Below are 22,621 nucleotides of genomic sequence, written 5' to 3'. Positions count from 1 at the left end.
TGTGATTGGTGTGAATTTGGTTTTCGGCGTGGTTTGACGCGAGGGCGATAATCCCCGTTAGATATTGGGCCTGTAGCACTTTTGAAGTGGCCATTATCTAACGGGGATTATCGTCCTCGCGAAGAGAAAAAGAAAAAGCCCCACCATCAGGTGGGGCTTTCAGGAGGTATTAATTACCAGGCGTTCATGTGATTGAGAACGCGGTCGCGGGTCTTCCACATCTGCTCGTTCCAGATGCCCCAGCGGTGGATGCCTTCAGGCTGGTAGTCAGCGGTAACGTTGAGGCCCATGCTGCGTGCCTTGCGCTCCCACTCCTGGGTGGACATGGAGGACAGTGCCTCGAGGCCCCAACCCATGATGCGGTCGTTGAGAGCGAGGTTCATGTCAGCCTCGGTCCAGTTGCCGCTAGCTGCGGAGATGTAGACATCCTTGCCGCGCAGGCCTTCGAGGTTGTGGTATGGGTCGTTCTCGAAGCGACGTGGGCTCAGGGTGGAGCCGTACATTGCGTTGAGGTTGAATCCGCCAGAGTCAATCAGCGCTGCGCGGAGCAGGGTCTGCATACCTGGAGCGGTGGTGTGCAGGTAGCCGGACCAGGACATTGCCTGCTGGAACTGGCCTGGGTGACGTGCAGCCAGGTTCAGTGCAGCGGTGCCGCCCATGGACAGACCCGCGATGGAGTTGCGGGTTGGGTTCACACCGAAGTGTGCCTGCAGGTAGCCAGGGAGCTCGTTGGTAAGGAAGGTCTCCCACTTGTAGTTCACCTGCTGTGCAGAGGAACCGGAGGAGATCAGAGCTGGCTGATCCCAGTCAGAGTAGAAGGAGCCCGCGCCACCGACTGGCATGATGAGGGTGATGTTGGAATCAACATATGCCTCTGGGGCGTTAGCAAACTTGGTCCAACCGGTCTGGTTGTCGTCGGCACGCATGCCGTCGAGCAGGTAGAAACCTGCGTCGCCACCACGCTGGGCTGGCTGAATCAGGACTGGGATGGAGCGACCCATCGCCTCGGACCAGACATCGCAGCGCTGTACCCAGTACATCGCTGGGTCCCAGTCGCAGGTGCCGGTTGCGTCTGGACGCAGCCAGTCGCGGTTATCTGCGTGGGCAACTCCGGAACCGGCAACGGCCAGACCTGCAGCGGTGACGGCGGCAAGTGCTACCGAAGTGACTTTCCGTCCAACATTGCGCAAACGCTGTGCAACTGACATAACTCTCCTCGCGCGTTCCTATTTGATCGTTATTAAACCTACACCAAATCAATAACTTGGCAAGCAGTTATAACATCGGGGAAACATACACAGCCATTACAATGCAGAGAATCCACAGGACAGCGAGGGCTTGTAATGTTCTATCGGTGAGCGCAAGTTCATCGGGGGCACCGCCATCGCCACGGTCAACATCGGCTGCAAAGCGCAGGATCGCGATGGTGAATGGGACCATCGAAACCTGGTACCAAATTGCGGCAACAGATTCGGATGCATGTCCCATGTCAAAGCCCCACAGCGCGTAGGACATGACCACGGCAGTGGCAGACAGTGTCCATACGAAACGCAGGTACGTCGGGGTGTAGCCCTCCAGCGACTTACGGATCTTTGCGCCCGTGCGCTCGGCAAGAAGGATTTCGGCGTAGCGCTTGCCCGAGGCCATGAACAGCGAACCGAACGCCGCGACCAGCAGGAACCACTGGGAAAGCACGATTCCGGCAGCCACACCACCGGCCATGGTGCGCAGCATGAATCCAGAGGACACCAGCGCAATGTCGATGACCGGCTGATGCTTCCAACCGAAGCAGTAGCCAAGCTGCAGCGCAATATAGATAGCCACAACGATGGCAAGTGAACTACCGGACGTCGCCAGGAAGGACACACCAAGGGCCGCGATCATGAGGAAAACAGCCATGCAGTAGGCCAGGCCCACCGGCAGGACACCAGCGGCGATCGGGCGGAATCGCTTGGTTGGGTGAGCGCGGTCAGCCTCGACGTCACGGGCGTCGTTGATTAGGTAGATCGAGGATGCAGCCATGCAGAACGCGATGAAGGCGAAAGCAACGTCGATAAGCGTGCGTTGGTTGAACAAAGTCTCAGTGCCGGCCGCGAGAGGTGCGGCGACCACGAGCACGTTTTTGACCCACTGCTTGGGGCGCAGCGCCTTGACCATGCCGTCGGCGAGGTTCTTCGGCGGCTGGCGCTTCTTCATCGTGTCGATGCCCTCGGTGTGCGGCTCCGAGTCGCCGAAGCGCTGCTCCTTGCTCATGCATTCCTCTTTTCCAGCTTGTCCGCGATCAGCGCAGTCGATGCGCCGAGGATGGCGCCGGCCGCAACGTCCGTTGGGTAATGAACCCCCAAAACCATACGCGACAGCATCATTGCTGGCACGCCAACAAGTGGCAGTGGTGACCTAGTCAACATCGCCAGAGAGGTGAGAGCCGCGGTGGTGGACGTCGCATGCGACGACGGGAAACTCAGCTTACTCGGAGTTCCCACGCCGATCTGAATGCGCGGGTCAGTCGGGCGTGGACGTCGCACGATGCGCTTGATCACGACGGACGCAGCGTGGCTGGTGAACGCGGATGCAGTCAACGCGGCCCACTGCCGGCGCCGTGGCTTATCGACGGCCATGCCAAGCACACCCATCCCAAGCCAACCCGCAGCATGCTCACCAAACAGGCTCATCCCGCGCGCTACCTGGGTGTACGGCTCCTTGTACAGCCGATCCTGGATGGCAACCAGGACATCGGATTCATTAGTCATTAAAGATTTCTCCCCATGCCTCACGGCTGGTCAACGTCTTGTGCGCAGCGCGGTACTTGCCCTGCATTTCCTGGAAGCGCTCTGCCACTTCCTTCTGCAGGCGGCGGGACTCCATGAGCAGCTCCTTGGCCTGGTCACGGTCACGCTTGCGGTACACCACTCCCCGACCATCGGAGGTCGTGACGGTGGCGCCATCCATGCGGGACAGCGAGAACCAACGGGCATTGATCGGTGCCAGGTTGGCCTGTGGCACCTCGTGGTGACGCTTGTCTTCCTTCTGCAGCGTGTGGATGAGGCCCTTGAGAGCCCACACAGCCTTCTTTGGCTTTGCCAAGCGGCCGCCGATGTCGTTGATCGGAACGCCCGGCGCGCCAGAAGGCTTCGGCAGATCGGCTGCCGTTGGCATCACCACGGCGTCCGAGTAGGTCTTACGGATTGCATTGATGCGTGGCAGGGCGCTTTCCAGGATGTCGAAGAGGCGATCAGGTCCAGCCAGGAAGTCCTTCATGGCTTCATTCTGGATAGCAACCGTGGAGTACTCCATGCAGACGAGGTGCTTGATCGTCGCCTTCTGCATCGACTTGATGATGCCGTCCACTGGGCCAGTGTGCTGCAGGGCCGCCACGATGAGGCGGTTGCGCAGGTGGAAGTAGGCCTGCCAGTCGATGGCGTCATCCTTGTCAGACCAGGCCATGTGCCAGATCGCGATGCCTGGCCAGGTGGCCGTCGGGAAGCCATGATCGCCGGCGCGCAGGCCGAACTCAGCGTCGTCCCACTTGATGAACAGCGGCAGTGGCTGACCGATTTCCTCTGCGACGACGCGCGGGATCATCGTCATCCACCAGCCGTTGTAGTCCACGTCGATGCGACGGTGTAGGTCGCAGGAGTTGCGGGTGCCTGGCTTGTCCCCAGGGTTGCCACGGTCAGACAGTGGGTACTTGGCAAAGTCGTGGTCGTAGTGCACGTATGGTGCGGAGGTCCACATGAAGTCATGGCGACCGACAACCTCACCCATCGAGTGCAAGTGGCTGCGCTCCTGCAGGTTCAGCATCTGGCCACCGACCAGGATTGGGGACTTTGCGTAGCGGGCTGCTTGCAGCGCGCGGAGGATGGAATCCGGTTCGATGGCAATGTCATCGTCCATGTACAGGATGTATGGAGACTTCTTGGCGCCTGCGTCGCCAGTGCCATCAACGCCACCGAGGGCTTCGAACATGATGCGGGAGTAGCCGCCGGAACCGCCGAGGTTGCCCTGGCGGAACTCAAAGAAGCGATCGCCGAAGTGCTTGGTGGCAGCTTCGTAGCCTGGTTCGTCAGCGGGGTGCTTGTTGCCCTGGTCAGGCATGATGACGGTATCGATGACCGCGTCGACCTCTGGGTCCTCGGCCAGTGCTTCCAGAGCCTTGACCGCGTCGACGGGGCGGTTGAAGGTCGGGATGCCGACGGTCACGCGCTTGTCGAATGGGCCGACCTGCTCGCCGTTAGGCATGGTCTGTCGACCAGGTGCGACTGGCGCCCACCAGCCGGCCTTCTTGATCACGGTGTCAGTTTCGGCGGTGATGTCGAACCAGATCCAACCGCCGTCTTCGAATGGGGCGAGGGAAATCTCGAACTCGCCGGTGCCCTTGATGAGGTCGCCTTCAACCGCGATGCGGGAACCGTCGATCTTGGAGCGGTAAATGTCGACGCGGGCTTCGCCTTCCAGCTCGACCTTCAAGATCACAGAATCCAGCTGCGACCAGCGGCGCCAGTAGCTGGCAGCAAAGGCGTTGAAATAGGTTTGGAAGGAGATTTCAGCTCCGGCTGGAATGCTCAGAGAGTAGCGATCATTCCAGGTCGCACGCTCCTTGTTTTGCTCAGCTTCCAGCAAGTACAGGGTCCGCACGTCTTGTGGCTCACCACGTCGTGGAAGCAGGACCCGCTGCAATTGCTCTACTGCTTTGCTCTCGCTCATCTCCAGCCTTTCTACGTTTTTGGTGACTTCCAGCGTAGTTGTTTCGGGCGGGTTGCTGTTTCAGGGCACGCAAAAAGGGCGCCCAATCTTGGACGCCCTTCTTTTCAGTAACTAGACAGTTGCTGGAACTTGCAGCTTTGGCAACAGCTCGCGAATGCGCTCTTCGATGCTGTCCGCAATCTCACGAACCTTTTCGATCGGAGCACCTTCTGGATCCTCAATATCCCAGCGAACGTAGCGATCGCCTGGGACGCCTGGGATCTCGTTAATGCCGAGCAGAACAACTACGTCAGCGCGGTGAGAAACGCGTGGGGAAATCTCCTTCTGGTACAGGCCCTCGGTGCTAATTCCACGCTCTTCCAGAACCTTGAGCACGGTTGGATTAATGCCACCACGAGCCTTGATCCCCACAGACCGAACGAAAACATCATCGCCAGCGAGGTGGCGCATGATGGCGGATGCCAGCTGGGAACGGCCAGCATTGCGTTCGCAAGCAAAAAGCACTTCCTGGCGAGGATGCGCTTCCTTTCCAGCTAGCAGCTCCTCCAGCCTTTCGGACGCGATTCGCTCCACAAAGACTGGCAGAAAAGCAGTAAGCTTGGCAGTTGCGTTCTGCTCCACGATCGTATCGTTAACAATGGCGTCGATCTGGGCAGCGTCAACCATGTGGCCATAACGGCGGTGCAGATCTTCACGGACAATGTCGAAGTCGCGGGCGGACATGATTTCCTCTCTTCGGTTCCGTTCACTTTGGGGAACCCTTTTGTTAACCTGGAGTTAACCTTAGTCGTTTGGTAGCAACTTTTCAAGTTGTTGACAGGGTTTCGATTCAGGTGTTTCGCCTTCTGCTCAACAGTCCTTGGGGACCCTCGCTTTCTGCCGGGGAAACGTTGCCCGAGAGTCAAATTCCTCCGGGCTTTGGCGCCAAAACCCCAGGACAGGCCACCCAAAAACCGGAGAAATCTTGCCCAGAATCCCAAATTCCCCCGGCACCGCATAAGCCCCTACCCCCTCAGGCAATCAGCCTTCAACCCGCCGGGCAGGAATCCAGCACCCAGATCAAATTCCTCCGGGCTTTGGCGCCAAAACGCCAAGACAGGCCACCCAAAGACCGGAGGAATCTTGCCCAGGATGCCAAATCCCTCCGGCCAACACAGGCACCCCAAACACAAAGAAACCCGGCCGAGAAAACACTCGACCGGGCCAAAAGCTAAAAATTAGCCGCCGATATTGAACTGCCAGGTGATACCGAACTTGTCGATTACCTGACCGTACACAGCTCCCCACATCTGCTTCTCAAGAGGCATAACAACCTTACCCTCTTCAGCAAGCTTGTTGAACTGTGCGGTCTGCACCTCGAGCTGGTCGTCAGAACCAGCAATGGCGACGGTGATGCGTGGCGCACCGGAGGTGGAACCTGCGACCTCTTCGGAGTCGGCAGCCATGAGGAACCAGGACTCGTTGACGATGAGCTGGGAGTGCATCACGAAGTTAGGATTTGGAGCGAACTCGCCTGCGCCGCCCTGCTCGAAGGTCATGATTTGGAGTTCGCCGCCGAAAACGGACTGGTAGAAGGTCATTGCCTCGGCAGCGTTGCCTGCGAAGCCAAAGTATGGGTGCAAAGAGTTGGTCATGCCTGGGACACTACAGCGCAATTGCTGACGTGTCCCTATAAAGGGTAAAACCCCTGTACAAAACTACTTCAGCAGCTCTTCCAGCTTGTTGTCGAACATGGAGAGCGCAGAAGCGATCGCCATGTGCATGTCGAGGTACTGGTAGGTGCCGAGGCGACCACCAAAGAAGACGCCCTCTTCCTTTTCCGCCAGCTCGCGGTACTTGAGCAGCATCTCACGGTCGGCTGGAGTGTTGATTGGGTAGTACGGCTCGTCATTCTCGTCGGCAAAGCGGGAGAATTCCTTCATGATGACCGTCTTGTCGGTCGGGTACTTATCGGCGCGCTCTGGGTGGAAGTGGCGGAACTCGTGGATGCGGGTGAATGGGACATCGGCATCGTTGTAGTTCATGACCGGGGTGCCCTGGAAGTCGCCAACTTCAAGAACTTCCGTAGAGAAGTCCAGCGTGCGCCAGCCGAGCTTGCCTTCGGAGTAGTCGAAGTAGCGGTCGAGCGGGCCAGTGTAGACTACTGGAGCCTCCGGATTGGAAGCGCGAATTTCGTCCCGAACCTCGAACCAGTCAGTGTTCAGGCGAACCTCAATCAGGTCAGACTCGGCCATCTTCTCGAGCCACGCAGCGTAGCCGTCGACAGGCAGGCCTTCGTAGGTGTCGTTGAAGTAGCGGTTGTTGAAGGTGTAACGCACCGGCAGGCGAGTGATGTTGCCCGCTGGCAGTTCCTTCGGGTCGGTCTGCCACTGCTTGGCGGTGTAGTCGCGAATGAAGGCTTCGTACAGTGGGCGACCAATGAGGGAGATGGCCTTTTCCTCGAGGTTGGTGGCGTCTTCGGTGTTGATCTCAGCAGCCTGCTCTGCAATCAGCTCGCGCGCTTCAGTTGGCGAGTAGTACTTGCCAAAGAACTGGTTGATCAGACCCAGGCCCATTGGGAACTGGTATGCGGTGCCGTTGTGCATGGCGAACACGCGGTGCTGATAGTCGGTGAAGTCGGTGAACTGGTTGACGTAGTCCCACACGCGCTTGTTGGAGGTGTGGAACAGGTGCGCACCGTACTTATGGATCTCAATGCCGGTCTCCGGCTCAGCCTCCGAGTAAGCGTTACCACCCAAGTGTGCACGCTTTTCGACGATCAGCACCTTCTTACCCAGTCGACTTGCGGCTTGCTCTGCAACGGTCAATCCAAAAAGGCCGGAGCCCACAACAATGAGGTCATAAGTCATGTCTGTAGAGCGTAGCGCCCTTATCCCCCACTGGCCGGGTCTGCGACCGTGTTTCCCGACTTTTTTCAAAGCACATTCCCACTAGTAACAATAGGAAACTCAGGAAACTCTTATTCACTAGACTATCATTCGTCTCGATCTTGCACTAGCATATTCAACTGATAACTACTGTCACAGCTGCACCATTGTGCAAATACAGGGAGAACATAGTGCTGCAACGACGAACGATCCGCACCACGACCTCGCGCCCCGTGTGGGCGTTTCTGCTGTCTACCGCACTCGTAGCCTCGGCCGCCGTGGGCGTAAATAGCGGCATCCTCAACACCCAGACAGGTGGCATCGCCCCTGTTGCTGCGTCCATGGAGACCGCATCCTTCGACGATGGCGCCACCGTTGTGGTCAACGACCCAGCAGTATCCGCCCAGGGCGAGGCCGGTGGCCCTCGCGCCGTCAAGGAATTCTCGCGCGACAAGGAATTCTCCATGTTCGCCCTCACCTGGAACGGCAAGAAGGATGTTGCCGCCCACTTCCGTGGCCAGCGCGCCGACGGCACGTGGACCGAATGGTTCGAGGCTGAACCAGCTTCCGAGGTCCAGGCTGAGGGCAAGAACGGCACCGAGCTCGTCTACATCGAGCCAACCAAGCGCGTCCAGGTGTCCCTGGTCGGCATGGACCTCATGCCTGCCGAAGCTCCAGCAACGCCGGCAGCACCAGCTGCGCCAGCCCCAGCAGCCGCCTCAGAGAAAGCCCCAGAGCAGACCCCGGAAAAGGCGCCAGAGCAGGCACCAGCAACCCCGGCAGCTCCAGCGACCACAGCTGCGGCACCGGTCGTCGATAAGCCTGCCGGCCTGCCAAAGCTGCCGACCAACTACGGCGACATTAAGCCAGTCGCAGAGGCAACCACCACCGGCCTGCAGGCCGTCTTCATTGACGGTGGCACCAGCCAGGTGAGCCCAGGCATCGACCTGGCTGCGGACTCCGACGGCATGCCACGGATCATTTCTCGCGCGGGATGGGGCGCTGACGAGTCCATCCGCCAGAACTGCCAGCCAAATCCGGACTACTCGGACTCGGTGAGCGCAATTACCATTCACCACACCGCGGGCTCCAACAACTACTCCCAAGAGGAATCCGCAGGCATCGTGCGTGGCATTTACCAGTACCACGGCGTCAACCTCGGCTGGTGCGACGTCGGATACCACTCCCTCGTGGACAAGTACGGCAATATCTTTGAAGGCCGCTACGGCGGAATGAACAAGCCAGTCATGGGCGCACATGCAGGTGGCTTCAACGAAAACACCTGGGCAATCTCCATGATGGGCGACTACTCGAGCGTGCAGCCAAGCTCCGCACAGATCCAATCGGTGGGCGAGCTCGCAGGCTGGCGCCTGAAGGTCGCTGGCGTGAACCCTAAGGGTACGGACACCCACTACTCCGAGGGCACCAGCTACTCCAAGTACCCTTACGGCGCAGCGGTCACACTGCCGAACATCTTCGCGCACCGCGACGTCGGCACCACCACCTGCCCAGGTGACGCCGGCTACGCCCAGATGGGCCGCATCCGCGACATCGCCATGAACAAGTACAACGGCATCGGCGGCACCGCACCGGCACCAAAGACCACCACCACCAAGGCACCAGTCGACAACAACCCTGCCCCAGCTCCAGCTCCGGCACCGGCGCCAGCTCCTGCACCAGTCGGCAACACCGTTGGTGACCTGCTGCAGACCCTGAGCTCTGCTCGCAACGGCGACCAGAATGCGATCATGAGCGTCGTCGGCACACTCGCTACGCTCGTGTTCACCTACCTGGCAAGCCAAGGCAAGCTGCCAGCCGGCATCACCTTCGACGGCGGCACCCCGAAGGTGGGCGGACTGAAGATCTCCGACCTGCCAGGCAAGATCGACCAGGCTCAGGCACTGTCCTCCGATCCTGATGTCCAGGCTGTAGCGAAGCTGATGAAGGACAACCTTGGCGAGTCCAAGGGCCCAGTCCAGTACGCAGCAGGCGCGCAGAACCCGGTCACCTTCGAAGCCTTTGAAAAGGGCGCCGTGGTCAAGTCCCCTGCCACGGGCACCCACGCTCTCTACGGCCCAATCGGCGACGCCTGGGTCCAGCAGGGCATGGACGCCGGCCCACTCGGACTGCCAACCTCAGACGAATACAGCGTCGGCGGGCTGAAGCGAGTCGACTTCCAGCACGGCCACATCACCCTGGACCCTGCGACGGGACAGACACAGATCCACATGTAACAACGAACTCCTACCTGGAAAACCAGGTAGGAGTTTTCTTTTTAGAACCAGTGCTCAAGCACGTCCGCTATGCCACCCTCGTTGTTTGAGCGAGTGATCTCATCGGCAACCGCTTTGAGCTCAGGCACAGCATTGGCCATGGCAACGCCGTGGCCTGCCCACTGCAGCATTTCAATATCGTTGGGCATATCGCCAAAGACGATGACGTCTGATGGGCCAGCGCCAATGCGCGAGGCAAGGAACTCCACTCCCCTAGCCTTGGTCACACCGGGCGCAGCGACTTCGATCAGCCCGTCCGGGACCGAGAAGGTCACGTGCGCCAGCTCTGGCGGGATGTGAGGTGCCACAAGCTCGTAGATGTCCGCCGAGCTGAGGTGCTCATTCCTGACGAGCAGCTTGATGGCGGGCTGTCCGATGAGCTCATCCAACGGAACCATGCCGTTATCCTCAGAGAACCATGCGGGGACGTACGTCGGGGATACCAGGAAGAGTTCTTTCTCGGGCGCCCAGGCCGACTCGCCAGCGCGTTCCACAGCAAAACCTGCGCCGCCATGCGCAGCCAAGGCAGCTTCGGCAATGCCGACGATGGTCTTCAGGTCCGCCGGGGACAGATTACATACGTCGAGCATCGTGTCCGTCGCCGCGTCGTAGACGATCGCGCCGTTGGCGCACACGCACACAGGCTTGAGCTCAAGTTGGCTGAGCACCGGATGGATCCACCGTGGTGGCCTGCCGGTAGCAAGCGCAAATACGGTTCCGGCGGAGACTGCGCGACGGATCGCATTGCGCACCTTGAGTGGGATGCGTTCGCGGTCGTCGATAAGCGTGCCGTCTACGTCGCTGGCAATGAGCAGCGGCGGGTTAGCGATCACGGCGTGCTTCCACCACAGCTGCGATTCGGGCCTTCATGCGGCCAAACCAGCCACGGGAACGCAGGATGTCCATCGCCTTGCGGTCAGCGCGAGCATCCAGGCGACGCAGCTTTTCGGCGCGCTGACGCTCCTTCTTTGCTTGTCGGCGCTCCCGTTCCTCCATCGCGAGCAGCTCGGCGCGCTTCGGGGTCGGCGCAGTGCCACCTAGGGAGTCTGGCAGCCAACGCTCACCCGTCGGGAACGGGCCAAAGTTGCGGGCGTAGGTGTGGCGGACCTCATCAAGCAAGGAAATCATGGCCTCACGCAGACGCTCGGTGTCCGCGTCAGGATCGCCAGAAAGCTCCAGCGGAGTGCCCACCTTGATCCACACCGGCACGTTCGGGTGGACGACGTCCTTTGGAATGTCCTTGGTCCAAATGCGCTGCGAGCCCCAAATGACCAGCGGAATCAGCGGGGCGTCGGCTTCCTTCGCGATGCGCACCGCGCCCGTCTTCAGCTCCTTGATCTCGAAGCTGCGGGAAATCGTCGCCTCAGGGAAGATGCCCACGAGGTTACCTTCACGCAGCTTCTCGACGGCAAGGTCCATCGATGCCGCGCCAGCAGAGCGATCCACACTGATGTGTCGCATCATGCGCATCATGGTGCCGACTACGGGCACGTCGAAGATTTCCTTCTTCGCCATGAAACGCACCAAGCGTCCGCCACGCGCCTTGGCGGGCACGCCACCAAGGATGAAATCGAAGTAGCCCGTGTGATTGATGGCGAAAAGGGCTGCTCCGTCGGCAGGGACGTTCTCGGCGCCTTCCACGTAGACTTTGATGCCCTGCATTTTGAGCATGCGCGCGACAAGCGAAGCAATCGTGCCGTAGAACGGCTCCGATTGCTCAGCGTGCCTAGCCGGACGAACAAAGTCTTTTGGCAGGTAGATTGCCCCGCGACGTCGGAAATCAGTCGTGTGCATTGCTGTGGTTACTTGATTGGCTCGAGAACTTCCTTACCAACAAATGGGCGCAGAGCTTCTGGGACCACAACGGAGCCGTCGGCCTGCTGGTTGTTTTCCAGGATGGCGACCAGCCAGCGGGTGGTAGCCAGGGTGCCGTTCAGGGTGGCGGCGATCTGTGGCTTGCCGTTTTCGTCGCGGTAGCGCACGGACAGGCGTCGGCCCTGGTAGGTGGTGCAGTTGGAGGTGGAGGTCAGCTCACGGTAGGTGTTCTGGGTTGGGATCCAGGCCTCCGTGTCGAACTTGCGAGCTGCGGAGGAACCGAGGTCGCCACCTGCGACGTCGATGATGCGGTAAGGAACTTCCACAGCAGCGAGCATCTCGCGCTCCATGTTCAGCAGCGCCTGGTGCTGCGCCTCAGCGTCTTCAGGCTTGCAGTAGACGAACATTTCCAGCTTGTCGAACTGGTGCACGCGCAGGATACCGCGGGTGTCCTTGCCGTAAGAGCCAGCTTCACGACGGAAGCAGCTGGACCAACCTGCGTAGCGCAGTGGGCCTTCGGAGAGGTCAATGATCTCGTCCTTGTGGTAGCCAGCCAGCGCCACCTCAGAGGTACCCACGAGGAACAAGTCGTCCTTCTCCAGGTAGTAAACCTCGTCGGAGTGCGCGCCAAGGAAGCCGGTGCCCTGCATGATCTCTGGGCGGACCAGCACTGGTGGGATCATCAGCTTGAAGCCGTTGGCGGTTGCCTTCTGGGCAGCCAGGTTCAGCATCGCCAGCTGCAGCAACGCGCCGTAGCCGGTGAGGAAGTAGAAACGGGCGCCGGAGATCTTGGTGCCGCGCTCGGTATCGATGAGGCCGAGGGTTTCACCCAGCTCGAGGTGATCCTTTGGCTCGAAGTCGAACTTGGTTGGCTCGCCAACGTGCTCGAGAACGACGAAGTCATCTTCGCCTCCTGGAGGGGCACCAACAACAACATTGTCGATCTGCATCTGCAGTTCGTTCACTGCGTCTTCTGCAGCCTTCTGATCTGCTTCTGCCTGCTTGACGGCAGCCTTGAGCTCCTCAGAGCCTGCCAGCAGCGCAGGGCGCTCCTCCGGTGATGCCTGACCAATCTTCTTGCCAAAGGCATTCTGCTCAGCACGAGCCTTGTCTGCAGCCAGGATCGCTTCGCGCCGGCGCTCGTCGGCTGCAATGAGCTGGTCGACGAGTGACGGGTCAGCGCCACGAGTGTTCTGGGAGGCACGTACGACGTCTGGGTTTTCACGGAGGAATTTGAGATCAATCACGTATTCCAGACTAGCGCAAAACACTATCAACCGGGCATATGTTTCCCCACGTGATCTTGCTCAACAACCGTGGAGTTCCGCACTGTGACTATCACCTCACCAGCGAAGCCGGTGGTCATAACCAGTAAGGCGTATGGTTGGAAGTATGACTGTCCTCAACAGTGCACCCGGCTTACCAGTCGTCGCACTCGACGACCCCTCAAAGCCCAAGCATGCCCAACTCCGGGAGATCCTCGAAGAGCTGTGCACGACTCAGCTCTCGCCTGGGGACATGCTGCCTGGAGAACGGGTCCTGGAAGAGACCTACGGCGTCTCACGCATCACGGTCCGCCGCGCCATCGGTGACCTCGTAGCCAGCGGAGTTCTCAAACGTGCCCGCGGCAAAGGCACTTTCGTTGCCCCTAGCCCGCTCGTATCACGCCTGCACCTGGCCTCCTTTTCCCAAGAGATGGAGGCGCAGCAGCTTGAGTCTTCCAGCAAGATTTTGCTGTCCGCCCGAGCCAGCGCCCCAGGAAGCATCGCGGAATTTTTCGGCAGCGCAGCCACGCACACTCACCTGCGCAGACTCCGCCTGGGCAATGGCGTCCCCTATGCCATCGACGACGCCTGGTACAACTCCCAATACGTCCCTGACCTGCTCGAAAACGACGTCTACAACTCGGTGTATTCCATTCTCGGCACCGAATACAACGTGCCCATCACCGATGCGATCCAAACCGCGACCGCTGTCAACGCCACCGCAGAAACCGCCGAGCTTCTCGACGTCGAACCCGGCACCGCACTCCTGAAGATTGTGCGCCAATCCCAGTCCAATGGCCTGCCCATTGAGTGGTGCAGTTCCCTCTACCGAACGGATCGATACACGCTAAAAACGCACGTCAGTCGCGCCGGACTATGACATTTGCCTGAAATTTAGGCACAATAGAGGCCTCATGACTAGATCAAATTCGTGGCGCAGCTCCCTGGCGGTTCGCTCTGCCCTCATCGCAGCGCTGGTGGCCGGTTCCGGAATCGGTGGCTATTCCTACCAGACTCAGGCCGCCACCGAAGGAGCTGGGAACGGTTCGTCGTCAAGCCAGGGCGATACCGCCGTGCAGGCAGCGCCGTTCACGACCGCTGACACGGGTAGCTGTTTGACCTGGGATGTCGCGGAGGATGGGTCGTTTAGCAACTTCGGCAAGACCGACTGCGCGGGCGCCCACCGCTACGAGGTGGCTTCCCGCGAAAACCTCGCAGCCTACCCTTCGTCCGAATTTGGCCCGAAGGCGCCGGCGCCGGACATTACTCGTCAGGCGCAGCTGCGCGAAGAGCTGTGTAAAGGCCCAACGATCGAATACCTGCAGGGCCAGTACGATCCGCTTGGCCGCTACTCCATCGCGCCGATCCTGCCGCCAGCTGAGGCGTGGAACGCCGGCGACCGCACGATGCTCTGTGGAGTCCAGGTCGCGGGCGAAAACGGCATCCCAATGACCACAACCGGTCGCGCCACCGAGCAGGACCAGTCGCGCGCCCACGAAGCAGGTGCTTGCGTGCTTGTCGACGCCGCTGGCTCCACTCGTACGGTCGACTGCGCGCAAGATCACTCGTTCGAGGTCACCAAGGTCGTTAACCTGAAGGAACACTTCCCAGAGGGCGTCCCGACGGTGGAAGATCAGGACAAATACCTGCAGGGCGAATGCACCGCGGCTGCCCAGGAATTCCTCGGTGGCGACGACGCACTCTACAACTCCACGCTGCAACCGTTCTGGACTTCCATCAACACCAACTCATGGATCGGTGGCTCCCACACCGTCAACTGTGCGCTGTTCAAGCCGAACCAGGCGGGATCTTTCTCCGTGCTGGCGGGCTCCGCAAAGGGCCAGTTCACCATCGATGGCGCTGCCCCACCACCACAACCGACCCGCAACCCACTGCGCACGCCAACGCCTACGCCATGATCGAGGTTTCGGACGAACGGTTTGAGGAGCTCGTGGATCTGGGCCTGGCGCAAGTCCCACCCGAGCTGCTGAATCGTTTGGAAAATGCGGTCATCCTCATCGAGGACTACCATCCCTCCGGACCGCACATCCTCGGGCTTTATGAAGGTGTTGCCCTCCCCGACCGCACCTTTGACTACTCGGGGCACCTGCCCGACGCCATCACCATCTACCGTGGCGCACTCCAGGATTTTTGCCGCACGGAGGAAGAGCTTGTGGAGCAGGTGAAGATCACGGTCATCCACGAAATCGGGCACTACTTCGGGCTCGATGACGACGAACTGCACAGGCTGGGCTGGGGTTAGGATCAGTCTGCGGAGCTGCCCGTTAAGCTATAACGCATGTTCGAGGAGTTCCACGCCAAAGTCACGGCCCTTAGCCCGGAGCAATCCGGGTTCGTGCACGTCGTCGACTCGGAGCCCGCGCTCACCGAAGGCCCACTGTCGGATCTCCTCATCCCGATCAAAGACTTGATGCCTGTCTCGGGCATGCCCACGACCTACGGATCAGTGCACCGCACCGTATTCGAACCCTCCGACCCATTCGTTAATGAATTGGTGCGCAAAGGCGCCCGAATCGTGGGCAAAACCGCCACCAGCGAACTCGGAATGATGGCCTATACCGAACCCGTGGGCATGCCCGCGGTAGATAATCCGCTCTGGCCAGGACACACTCCAGGTGGATCCTCCGGCGGGGCGGCCGTCGCAGTAGCCCGTGGGCTAGTAGAGGTAGCGCACGCCTCCGATGGCGGCGGATCAATTCGAGTGCCTGCAGCTGCCTGCGGGGTCGTGGGCTTCAAGCCAGTCCACGACAACCGGGGTGGCAAACTCACAGTTCAGGGCTTCATTACCCAGAGCGTTGCCATGCAAGCACGCATGCACGGGGTCCAATTGACCCCGCGCCCCTTGCGAATCGGAGTTCTGCTGGAGCCACTGCACGGAGACGGTACAGTCACCACGGAATGGGTGGCCGCCTGCCAGGAAGCGGCGACGGCACTGTCAGATCTCGGCCACGACGTCGTGGAAGTGGCCCCCGCCTACGACGCCTCCTACTTCCAGGCCTTCGAAACCATGCTCTCCGGAATGTGCCGGAAGATCGATGGCGAGGCCAGCGAAATCGTTTCGTGGCTTCGAGGAAAGGGACAGGCACTGTCAGCTGAGGAGCGGGCGGTAGCCGTCGATAAGTGCGCGTCATTGGGCGCTGTGGTGCGCGGGGCGTGGGACATCGACGTGCTACTCACGCCGACGCTCGCGTTCGATCCGCCGAAAATTGGGCATTTCTCGGCGCTTTCACCGCGGGAAGACTTTGACGAGCAAACCCGCTGGACGCCGTGGTGCACCCTATTTAACATCACCGGGTGGGCGGGAATTTCGATTCCGTTTGGTGGCCGGTCGGTACACCTGGGAGCGATCCGCTGCTCAGAGGGTGAATTGTTGGGGCTCGCGGAGGAATTGCATGGCTCGTAGGATTCGGTGGGAAATCGCGATCGTCCTGACCATCACGTTCGGGATGAGCGGGGTGCGTTCCCTGCTCCGTCTCATAGATTCCCTGTTCCAGGGGCCACTGAACGAGCAGTCGGTCACGCTGAACAAACCCGCTGCGACCGCGCTCTGGCTGGACTATGGTTTGCAGCTGTGTTCGGCGTTGGTGCTGGTCGGCTGGGGCCTATTGGCGCTGTTCCTGCTAGCGGGCGACGGCATTCACCTCGCGCGCTACCGCTGGCGCGATTGGGTCTCCGGCGCAGGACTCGCGGCAATCATCGGGTTGCCTGGCCTGGCGTTTTACTACGGGGCGCTGCATCTGGGACTCACAAAGGAAGTGATTCCCTCCGGTTTTGAATCCTGGTGGGGCGTGCCCGTGCTGTTGCTCTGGGCCTTTGCGAACGCATTTGGCGAGGAAGTAGTGGTCGTCGGCTGGCTAATGACCAGGCTGGAGCAACTGAAGTTTCCACTGTGGGCAGTGCTGGCATGCTCCGCAGTTCTGCGCGGTTCTTACCACCTCTACCAGGGCGTTTCCGCGGGATTCGGCAACATTGTCATGGGCCTGGTGTACGGCTGGTACTTCCATCGCTATGGCAAAGTCTGGCCGCTGGTGATCGGGCATTTCCTCATCGACGCCGTGGCGTTCGTCGGTTATCAATTTTTGTAGTTTCACAAAACTCTTGACAGCATATCGCTTTTCGATACAATGAAATTCGATACATCGAGAATCGATACACTCAAGGAGTGGTCGCAATGACCAAGAAAACCCGCTGGGACCTCAGCGCCAACACCTTCGGCTTCGCCTTTATCCTTTTCCTCACCGCCATTTCCCTGTTTCGCCTTATCGCCTGGCAGGAGATCAGCTCCCCGATCGGCCTGCTGATGCACGATGTCAACAGCATCCATGTTCCATTGGATAAGCTCACCGAAGACCAACCCACCATCTTCCTCATCACATACGCAGTAAAGACCATCTCCTCCGTCACGATGTGCGTCGCGCTTCTGAAAGCCACCCACAGCTTTATCAAGGGTGACTTCTTCACCTCCACCAACGTCCGGCTGCTGAAAGTATCTTCGGGGGCCGGGATAGCCTATATCGTCGGCCAATTCATCGAAGGAATGGGCAACAACTGGGTATCCGCCACCGAGGGCATCGACAACAACACGCTTCCCAATGGCATCGACGACCCGGGCTTTATCCCGATGTATATCCTGATGATGGTGCTGTCGATGATGTCCATCGCACTGAGCCGCGCCGTGAAAATGCAGGAAGACCAGGAAGGATTGATCTGAGTGGAGGTCTATTGCCACCTTGATCGTATCCTCGAAGAAAAGGGTATGACGCTCGCCGAGCTAGCCAAGCTTGTCGACGTCACAGCCGTCAACCTCTCCGTCCTGAAAAACAACCGCGCCAAGGCAGTCCGCTTCTCCACCCTCGTGGCCCTGTGCGAAGCCCTGGACTGCCAGCCAGGAGATCTGTTTAGCGTTCGCTAGAGCGTTCCAATTTCCCGCTGAGTTGTCCGGAGCCCATTCTACTATCTGGGGCCATGGAATACTTAGCAGCAATTGGCCTGAAGCCTTATCTCGCCGACACCTATCGCACCCAAGCGCGACCGCAGTCATTGATTCATGATCCGGTGGAAGTCACCTCTACTTTCCAGGGCCGGTTTGAAAACGACTTCGCGATGGTTTCTTTTTTCGGGGATCAGGTCATCCCCGCACTTAAAGCAGGCGAAACAACACAGCTTTCGGTGGTTCCTTTGGATCTTGAAAAAGGTGTCTTTCTCATGGGAAATAAGGAAATCCTCATCGCCGATCCACACAATTGGGATCCACTGAACGATAGTCCCGAGGTAACATTCACCCTCCTCTTCAAGGAGGCTGTGGTCGACAATTACTCATGGATGAGCAGCTGGCACAAGCTTCGTGGCAAAGAGTTTCGCGCTACGGGAAAGGTCGTCGATGCCACATACCACCGTGACTACTGGTTGCTGGCAGTTGAGTTCAGTGATTGCACCATCACAGCAGCCTGCCCTGGCGACGAACACTCCTTTGCGCCGGGCGACCATATCAGTGGCGATGCAATAGTCACTGGGTTTTTCAACCTCACTCCACCACCGTTCTTCCTCGATCCACAATTCGACATTGGCAACTCAGTGGAGTCCTATTGGGGCTCGGCACGCCATGACCACGGGGCTCACGTGATAGAGAATCACCTGTCTGCCATGGGTTTTACCTACGGTGGCACAACCGATTTGCAAGGAAGCCTGAATGCGGCGAATCCTGACTGGCTCAGCTGGAAAAACCACATCGATGACGCGGTCATTGAAGTTTCTGACTTCCAGAACAACACCATCATCTTCCCCACTTTGTCCCACGACTTCTACGTTTCCCCGCCGAACGCCGGCGACTGGGGTGGCGCACTGGCTGGCATCGACCTGATGTTCTACATCGACTACCAAGAAGCATCAAAGGACTTTGGCGCGACCATAAACGATCCTTTTGCGACTCGCGAGCCCGTTAGCTACCTCGAATCAGCGTTCATCATCGGCCGAGTGATAGACGTCGAGGAGATAGAAAATGATTTCTGCGAAACTACCTATCATTCTTTGACCGTTGACCTCGGCAACAAAGGCCAAACCACAGTCGCGATCAATTCCAGAGCACTCGAGTCAATTGGGATACACCCCGAGGGGACGATTGTCGCTGGCCGGGTGGAGAAGATCACCTCCGAACTGCACTACTTCAACGAACTACAAAGGGCGAGCTACCGTTGGGGTGGCAATGACAAGATCGAAGACGCCGCAAAACTGGTAAACGCGCGATTCCTTGCTGGAAAGGACCTGAACACCCTCGAGCTGTGCGCAGCGCTTCATTGCTCGCCGGCAACCCTGGAAAGACGGATAGCGGCGATTGGTCGCGTTGAAGAAGAACTTCCGGCGGACGTCGACAAGCATGAATACGCGTTTCCTTTGCTCATGCTCAGCCCGCAGTGCGCTCTACATATCGCCGCAGCCACGAAATGGCTGGAATTCTTAGGGGACTTCGCCAGCGCCGACTACACGGCAGCGATGCGGGAGCTGGTGGATCAGCTCGATCCAGAATCGGAGCGAAAGTCCACCCAACTGTTCCAAGAGCTCCTGTTGGAAGCGTTTGGGAAGATCAGCCACGACGTTCGTCAACGACCGATCTGTGCGGAAACCACTGAAGACATCATCCGGCAAACCTTTGCCGCGATCAGCGACCGGCGGCTGATGGAAATGCACGCGGACACCTCACTGGGCCACGAAGTGAAGATCATCGAACCCTACGACCTCGATCTGCGGGATGAAGGGATCCTCACCTACCGCGAGCATGTGACTGGTCGATGGTCCTGCGTGCACATCTACGACCTTGATTTCGCCATCTTTCTTGGCAGCCATTACCTGCCTGAAGACATCCCACCGCAACAGGCGTTACTCTAATAGCCATGACTCACGGCGACGACATTGCACGCGACCGCAACGGCAACCCGATTCTGGACCGTTACGGTCGTCCCGTGCGCAAGCGTCCGGGCACGCGCATGTCTCAGCCACCGCGCCGGCGGCCACGCACTGACCGTACAGAGGTGGATATGCCACGGGTGGGCCGCCAAGAACCTGAGCGCCCACGCCAGTACATTCCACCTGCTCAATCGGAGCGCCCGCGCCAGGAAACGCCACGCCCGCGATACGAACGCCCGCAGTACCAACCACGGCAGCAGCCACGCCAGAGCCAGAGTTACCGGCCACAGCAACCTGCGCCTCGCCCGGCCTATCGCCCTACCAAGCCACGACGCAATCCGGCAAAGGGCTGCATGCGTGGCGTCGGAGCACTACTGCTCATCACTTTCCTTTTGATCGGTGGCATCTTCCTGTGGGCGGACACCAAGCTCACCCGCGTGGAAGCCCTCCCCGACCAGCGCCTAGCCAATACAGCTGGAACGAACTGGCTGCTTGTCGGCTCGGATTCCCGGCAGGGTCTGAGCGAAGAAGAGATTGCCAAGCTCAACACCGGTGGCGACATCGGCATTGGCCGTACCGACACGATCATGTTGCTACACATCCCTTCCAATGGGCAGGCAACGCTTGTTTCGATCCCGCGTGACTCTTACGTCAATATTCCTGGCCATGGTGAGGACAAGATCAACTCTGCCTTCACCATCGGTGGCCCGCAGCTGCTCGCCCAGACTGTGGAGCAGTCCACAGGCCTGCGGATTGACCACTATGCGGAGATCGGCTTCGGCGGATTCTCCGGCATGGTCGATGCCGTCGGTGGCGTAGAAATCTGCGTGGACGAACCGATTGCCGATGACGTCATCAGCCTGTACCTCGATGCCGGGTGCCAGAAAATGGACGGCCCAACGGCGCTGAGTTACGTCCGTACGCGCGCCACCCCGATGGGCGACCTGGATCGCGTTGAGCGACAGCGTAAGTTCTTCGCCGCCTTGATGGATAAATCGACGTCACCTGCAACTATCGCAAATCCGTTCCGCACGATCCCGTTGATTTCCGAGACTGGTTCCGCGTTCATCGTCGGCGAGAAGGACCACACGTGGCACCTAGCCCGCGTGGCTCTCGCGCTGAAGGGCGGAGTGAAGACCGAAACAATTCCAGTGGGTGGTTTTGCCGATACCGCAGTCGGTTCCGTGGTGCTCTGGGACGAGGCCGGCACCGAGGCTCTCCTCGGCCCGCTGCGCTAAATGACCGGCACGGGCGCCGCGCAATTCTTTGGCCGCGGCACCCCGCTTAGCCCTTCCAGAACCAACGCATGTACCACCGGATCATAAGTAGCGTTGAGGTGCGTGGTCTGCCGACCTGGGCAATAGTCCTGCACCAGGCGATTATCGGAGCCTTCCAGGTACGAGTTCGAGTAAGGCAGCACGATCTGATCAAACTGCGTCGCGATGTTCATGTATTCCGCACGCACCGGCTCGCTGTACAGATCATTCATGAACTCCGAACCTGCCAGCTGTTGCGCTAGAGCCAACCCGTTTACTGCCGCGCCGAAGTTGTCAAAGTCGGCCCGCACTGCCGGGTTGCGCTGCGCATAGTCGTGCACCAACCAGAAATTCGTGCCGTGGTGCGAAGGCACAACGCCCACAACTTTGTGCACCTTTTCCGCCCCGCCGAGCTTATTGATGTAAAACACCGGCAGTGGCCCGCCACCCTGCGACCAACCCACCAGATCAACCTGCTCGGCGCCGGTGCTTTCGAGCACCTTGTCGACGACCGTCCCCAGCATCCGCGCCGAATCTGCAATATCGCCTGCAAAGCTCACCTGCGAGCTGAAGCCCAACGGATTGTGGTTGAAGGTGAACACGCACAGCCCCTCGCCCTTCAGTACCGGGGCCATCCCAGAGAAGGAGTTGAACGCGCTACCCGTCGTGCCAGGAATCAAAATCACCGGGCGCTGCCCCTTGGCTGGTTTGCAGGAGAAATCATTGGCACCAACCGGGGTGAGCCCGGGCTGGAATAGCTCTTGCAGCGCGGCGCCCGCCGGCATTGGGTGGATGCCACCGGTCCCGCCCGTCGGAAAGCCGTTGTCGGTCAGGGGCGTGGGCACCGCGTGGGCTGGGGCGGCACCGAAAAACAGGATCAGAGCAAGGATGAGCGCTTTCTTCACGCACTCAGCATAGCCCGTGGCGCCCTTAATGCTTCGGTATGCGGGATTCGATAAAGAAGTAGGCCATGAGGTAGCAGTAGCACACGCCGCCAGAAAGATTGCGGACGAAAGTCATAGTGGCGTAGGTGCCGATATCCAGCTGATCGACGCCGAGGGCGCGCACAATCGTGACGCCGATATAGATGAGGAAAATGGCCACAACGGGGATTGGGAAATAATGGGTGCGCCACAGCGCGTAGGCGAGCAAGGCAAAGGCGATACCAACCAGGATTTCCGCCAGCACCCAGGTGCCATCATGCACGTAAAAGGAACGGGAATCGACCCAATACTCGCCAAATCGGCTCAAACCCACTAGTCGGCTCATCACATAAGTTACGAAGGCGAGCGTTGCGGTAACCGGTACCCGGCGGGCAAACCACAGCAGAAAACACAGCCAGACGATTACCCCGCCAATAGTCATCGAGATGATCGCGATGGATCCTTTGTCGGACCAGGCAAAACCAATGGCGCGGGACAGCAAAAACACCACGAGAGCGATGGCAGTCACGGCGGAGAGCACGCGTTCATCGAGTTTTAGCACGCTGCTACCTCGTTTCCGCCGGTCATCAATGAGTG

22 protein-coding genes are annotated in these 22,621 nt (G+C 59.4%); 10 read left to right on the top strand and 12 right to left on the bottom strand.

The genetic code is table 11. The features are described 5' to 3' along the window. Window positions 1-173: 173 nt before the first annotated feature. From WG939_RS07725 to glf, 7 genes are all read right to left on the bottom strand, one after another. Complete coding sequence (locus tag WG939_RS07725) at window positions 174-1,208, bottom strand: alpha/beta hydrolase (RefSeq protein WP_339984365.1); 1,035 nt, start codon at window positions 1,206-1,208, stop codon at window positions 174-176. Between the two features lie 67 nt (window positions 1,209-1,275). Further along, complete coding sequence (locus tag WG939_RS07720) at window positions 1,276-2,253, bottom strand: decaprenyl-phosphate phosphoribosyltransferase (protein WP_339984363.1); 978 nt, start codon at window positions 2,251-2,253, stop codon at window positions 1,276-1,278. Further along, window positions 2,250-2,750, bottom strand: a complete 501-nt coding sequence (locus WG939_RS07715) for a phosphatase PAP2 family protein (protein ID WP_339984361.1) — start codon at window positions 2,748-2,750, stop codon at window positions 2,250-2,252. Before WG939_RS07715 ends, WG939_RS07720 begins: the two co-directional genes overlap by 4 nt. Next, the gene (locus WG939_RS07710) at window positions 2,743-4,704 is read right to left on the bottom strand and encodes a glycosyltransferase (RefSeq protein ID WP_339984359.1); all 1,962 of its coding nucleotides are present in this window, start codon (window positions 4,702-4,704) and stop codon (window positions 2,743-2,745) included. The genes WG939_RS07715 and WG939_RS07710 overlap by 8 nt, the downstream gene beginning before the upstream one ends. Window positions 4,705-4,815: 111 nt before the next feature. Then, a complete protein-coding gene (locus WG939_RS07705) occupies window positions 4,816-5,427 on the bottom strand; it encodes an arsenate-mycothiol transferase ArsC (protein WP_339984357.1) in 612 nt (203 codons plus the stop codon). Window positions 5,428-5,921: 494 nt separating this feature from the next. Then, entirely contained in the window at window positions 5,922-6,338 is a 417-nt protein-coding gene (locus WG939_RS07700; RefSeq protein WP_339984354.1) for a VOC family protein, read from the bottom strand. A 63-nt stretch (window positions 6,339-6,401) separates the two neighbouring features. Continuing rightward, window positions 6,402-7,553: a UDP-galactopyranose mutase gene (gene glf / locus WG939_RS07695; protein ID WP_339984352.1), complete on the bottom strand. Its 1,152-nt coding sequence runs from the start codon at window positions 7,551-7,553 to the stop codon at window positions 6,402-6,404. Between the two features lie 209 nt (window positions 7,554-7,762). Between glf and WG939_RS07690 the strand changes: the two genes are divergently transcribed. Next, on the top strand, window positions 7,763-9,805 hold the full coding sequence (locus WG939_RS07690) for an N-acetylmuramoyl-L-alanine amidase (RefSeq protein ID WP_339984350.1): 2,043 nt from the start codon (window positions 7,763-7,765) through the stop codon (window positions 9,803-9,805). Window positions 9,806-9,846: 41 nt separating this feature from the next. On the opposite strand, the gene WG939_RS07685 is transcribed toward WG939_RS07690, so the two are convergent. Genes WG939_RS07685 through serS form a run of 3 tightly spaced genes read right to left on the bottom strand, consistent with a single transcriptional unit; the run spans window position 9,847 to window position 12,906 of the window. After that, window positions 9,847-10,677, bottom strand: coding sequence for an HAD family hydrolase (locus tag WG939_RS07685; protein ID WP_445227886.1), 831 nt, complete (start codon window positions 10,675-10,677; stop codon window positions 9,847-9,849). After that, the gene (locus WG939_RS07680) at window positions 10,667-11,638 is read right to left on the bottom strand and encodes a lysophospholipid acyltransferase family protein (protein ID WP_339984348.1); all 972 of its coding nucleotides are present in this window, start codon (window positions 11,636-11,638) and stop codon (window positions 10,667-10,669) included. The genes WG939_RS07685 and WG939_RS07680 overlap by 11 nt, the downstream gene beginning before the upstream one ends. An 8-nt stretch (window positions 11,639-11,646) precedes the next feature. Beyond that, window positions 11,647-12,906 (bottom strand): serine--tRNA ligase, encoded by a 1,260-nt coding sequence (serS, locus tag WG939_RS07675; RefSeq protein ID WP_339984346.1) that lies wholly within the window; start codon window positions 12,904-12,906, stop codon window positions 11,647-11,649. A gap of 145 nt (window positions 12,907-13,051) precedes the next feature. On the opposite strand from serS, the gene WG939_RS07670 reads away from it, so the two are divergent. The 9 genes from WG939_RS07670 to WG939_RS07630 all read left to right on the top strand — a co-directional run bounded on the left by WG939_RS07670 (window position 13,052) and on the right by WG939_RS07630 (window position 21,083). Further along, window positions 13,052-13,804, top strand: coding sequence for a GntR family transcriptional regulator (locus tag WG939_RS07670; RefSeq protein ID WP_339984344.1), 753 nt, complete (start codon window positions 13,052-13,054; stop codon window positions 13,802-13,804). 34 nt (window positions 13,805-13,838) lie between these two features. Next, window positions 13,839-14,843: a septum formation family protein gene (locus WG939_RS07665; RefSeq protein ID WP_339984342.1), complete on the top strand. Its 1,005-nt coding sequence runs from the start codon at window positions 13,839-13,841 to the stop codon at window positions 14,841-14,843. Further along, a complete protein-coding gene (locus WG939_RS07660; RefSeq protein ID WP_339984340.1) occupies window positions 14,840-15,187 on the top strand; it encodes a metallopeptidase family protein in 348 nt (115 codons plus the stop codon). The genes WG939_RS07665 and WG939_RS07660 overlap by 4 nt, the downstream gene beginning before the upstream one ends. Before the next feature lie 36 nt (window positions 15,188-15,223). Then, the gene (locus WG939_RS07655) at window positions 15,224-16,348 is read left to right on the top strand and encodes an amidase (protein ID WP_339984338.1); all 1,125 of its coding nucleotides are present in this window, start codon (window positions 15,224-15,226) and stop codon (window positions 16,346-16,348) included. Beyond that, entirely contained in the window at window positions 16,338-17,030 is a 693-nt protein-coding gene (locus WG939_RS07650; RefSeq protein ID WP_339984336.1) for a CPBP family intramembrane glutamic endopeptidase, read from the top strand. The genes WG939_RS07655 and WG939_RS07650 overlap by 11 nt, the downstream gene beginning before the upstream one ends. Before the next feature lie 86 nt (window positions 17,031-17,116). Beyond that, a complete protein-coding gene (locus tag WG939_RS07645) occupies window positions 17,117-17,656 on the top strand; it encodes a hypothetical protein (protein ID WP_339984334.1) in 540 nt (179 codons plus the stop codon). Continuing rightward, window positions 17,657-17,857: a helix-turn-helix domain-containing protein gene (locus tag WG939_RS07640; RefSeq protein ID WP_339984332.1), complete on the top strand. Its 201-nt coding sequence runs from the start codon at window positions 17,657-17,659 to the stop codon at window positions 17,855-17,857. It abuts the gene before it with no gap. A gap of 53 nt (window positions 17,858-17,910) precedes the next feature. Next, window positions 17,911-19,827 (top strand): hypothetical protein, encoded by a 1,917-nt coding sequence (locus WG939_RS07635; protein ID WP_339984330.1) that lies wholly within the window; start codon window positions 17,911-17,913, stop codon window positions 19,825-19,827. A 5-nt stretch (window positions 19,828-19,832) separates the two neighbouring features. Next, complete coding sequence (locus tag WG939_RS07630; RefSeq protein ID WP_339984328.1) at window positions 19,833-21,083, top strand: LCP family protein; 1,251 nt, start codon at window positions 19,833-19,835, stop codon at window positions 21,081-21,083. Here the strand turns inward: WG939_RS07630 and WG939_RS07625 are convergent. Together WG939_RS07625 and WG939_RS07620 are read right to left on the bottom strand one after the other, a co-directional pair. Continuing rightward, the gene (locus tag WG939_RS07625; protein ID WP_339984326.1) at window positions 21,080-22,006 is read right to left on the bottom strand and encodes a lipase family alpha/beta hydrolase; all 927 of its coding nucleotides are present in this window, start codon (window positions 22,004-22,006) and stop codon (window positions 21,080-21,082) included. The genes WG939_RS07630 and WG939_RS07625 overlap by 4 nt on opposite strands. A 25-nt stretch (window positions 22,007-22,031) precedes the next feature. Next, on the bottom strand, window positions 22,032-22,586 hold the full coding sequence (locus tag WG939_RS07620; protein WP_339984324.1) for a hypothetical protein: 555 nt from the start codon (window positions 22,584-22,586) through the stop codon (window positions 22,032-22,034). Window positions 22,587-22,621 lie beyond the last annotated feature (35 nt).

The organism is Corynebacterium sp. H130, assembly GCF_037572395.1.
Taxonomy (GTDB): domain Bacteria; phylum Actinomycetota; class Actinomycetes; order Mycobacteriales; family Mycobacteriaceae; genus Corynebacterium.
The sequence above is the reverse complement of the archived record's forward strand: the minus strand, read 5'-3'. Positions and strand labels throughout refer to the sequence as shown.

Coding starts and splice junctions, on each gene's coding strand:
- WG939_RS07660 (WP_339984340.1), top strand. CDS start 14,840: ATGATCGAGGTTTCGGACGAACGGTTTGAGGAGCTCGTGGATCTGGGC.
- WG939_RS07655 (WP_339984338.1), top strand. CDS start 15,224: ATGTTCGAGGAGTTCCACGCCAAAGTCACGGCCCTTAGCCCGGAGCAA.
- WG939_RS07670 (WP_339984344.1), top strand. CDS start 13,052: ATGACTGTCCTCAACAGTGCACCCGGCTTACCAGTCGTCGCACTCGAC.
- WG939_RS07665 (WP_339984342.1), top strand. CDS start 13,839: ATGACTAGATCAAATTCGTGGCGCAGCTCCCTGGCGGTTCGCTCTGCC.
- WG939_RS07710 (WP_339984359.1), bottom strand. CDS start 4,704: ATGAGCGAGAGCAAAGCAGTAGAGCAATTGCAGCGGGTCCTGCTTCCA.
- WG939_RS07715 (WP_339984361.1), bottom strand. CDS start 2,750: ATGACTAATGAATCCGATGTCCTGGTTGCCATCCAGGATCGGCTGTAC.
- WG939_RS07645 (WP_339984334.1), top strand. CDS start 17,117: ATGACCAAGAAAACCCGCTGGGACCTCAGCGCCAACACCTTCGGCTTC.
- WG939_RS07635 (WP_339984330.1), top strand. CDS start 17,911: ATGGAATACTTAGCAGCAATTGGCCTGAAGCCTTATCTCGCCGACACC.
- WG939_RS07700 (WP_339984354.1), bottom strand. CDS start 6,338: ATGACCAACTCTTTGCACCCATACTTTGGCTTCGCAGGCAACGCTGCC.
- WG939_RS07705 (WP_339984357.1), bottom strand. CDS start 5,427: ATGTCCGCCCGCGACTTCGACATTGTCCGTGAAGATCTGCACCGCCGT.
- WG939_RS07650 (WP_339984336.1), top strand. CDS start 16,338: ATGGCTCGTAGGATTCGGTGGGAAATCGCGATCGTCCTGACCATCACG.
- WG939_RS07725 (WP_339984365.1), bottom strand. CDS start 1,208: ATGTCAGTTGCACAGCGTTTGCGCAATGTTGGACGGAAAGTCACTTCG.
- WG939_RS07680 (WP_339984348.1), bottom strand. CDS start 11,638: ATGCACACGACTGATTTCCGACGTCGCGGGGCAATCTACCTGCCAAAA.
- glf (WP_339984352.1), bottom strand. CDS start 7,553: ATGACTTATGACCTCATTGTTGTGGGCTCCGGCCTTTTTGGATTGACC.
- WG939_RS07720 (WP_339984363.1), bottom strand. CDS start 2,253: ATGAGCAAGGAGCAGCGCTTCGGCGACTCGGAGCCGCACACCGAGGGC.
- WG939_RS07630 (WP_339984328.1), top strand. CDS start 19,833: ATGACTCACGGCGACGACATTGCACGCGACCGCAACGGCAACCCGATT.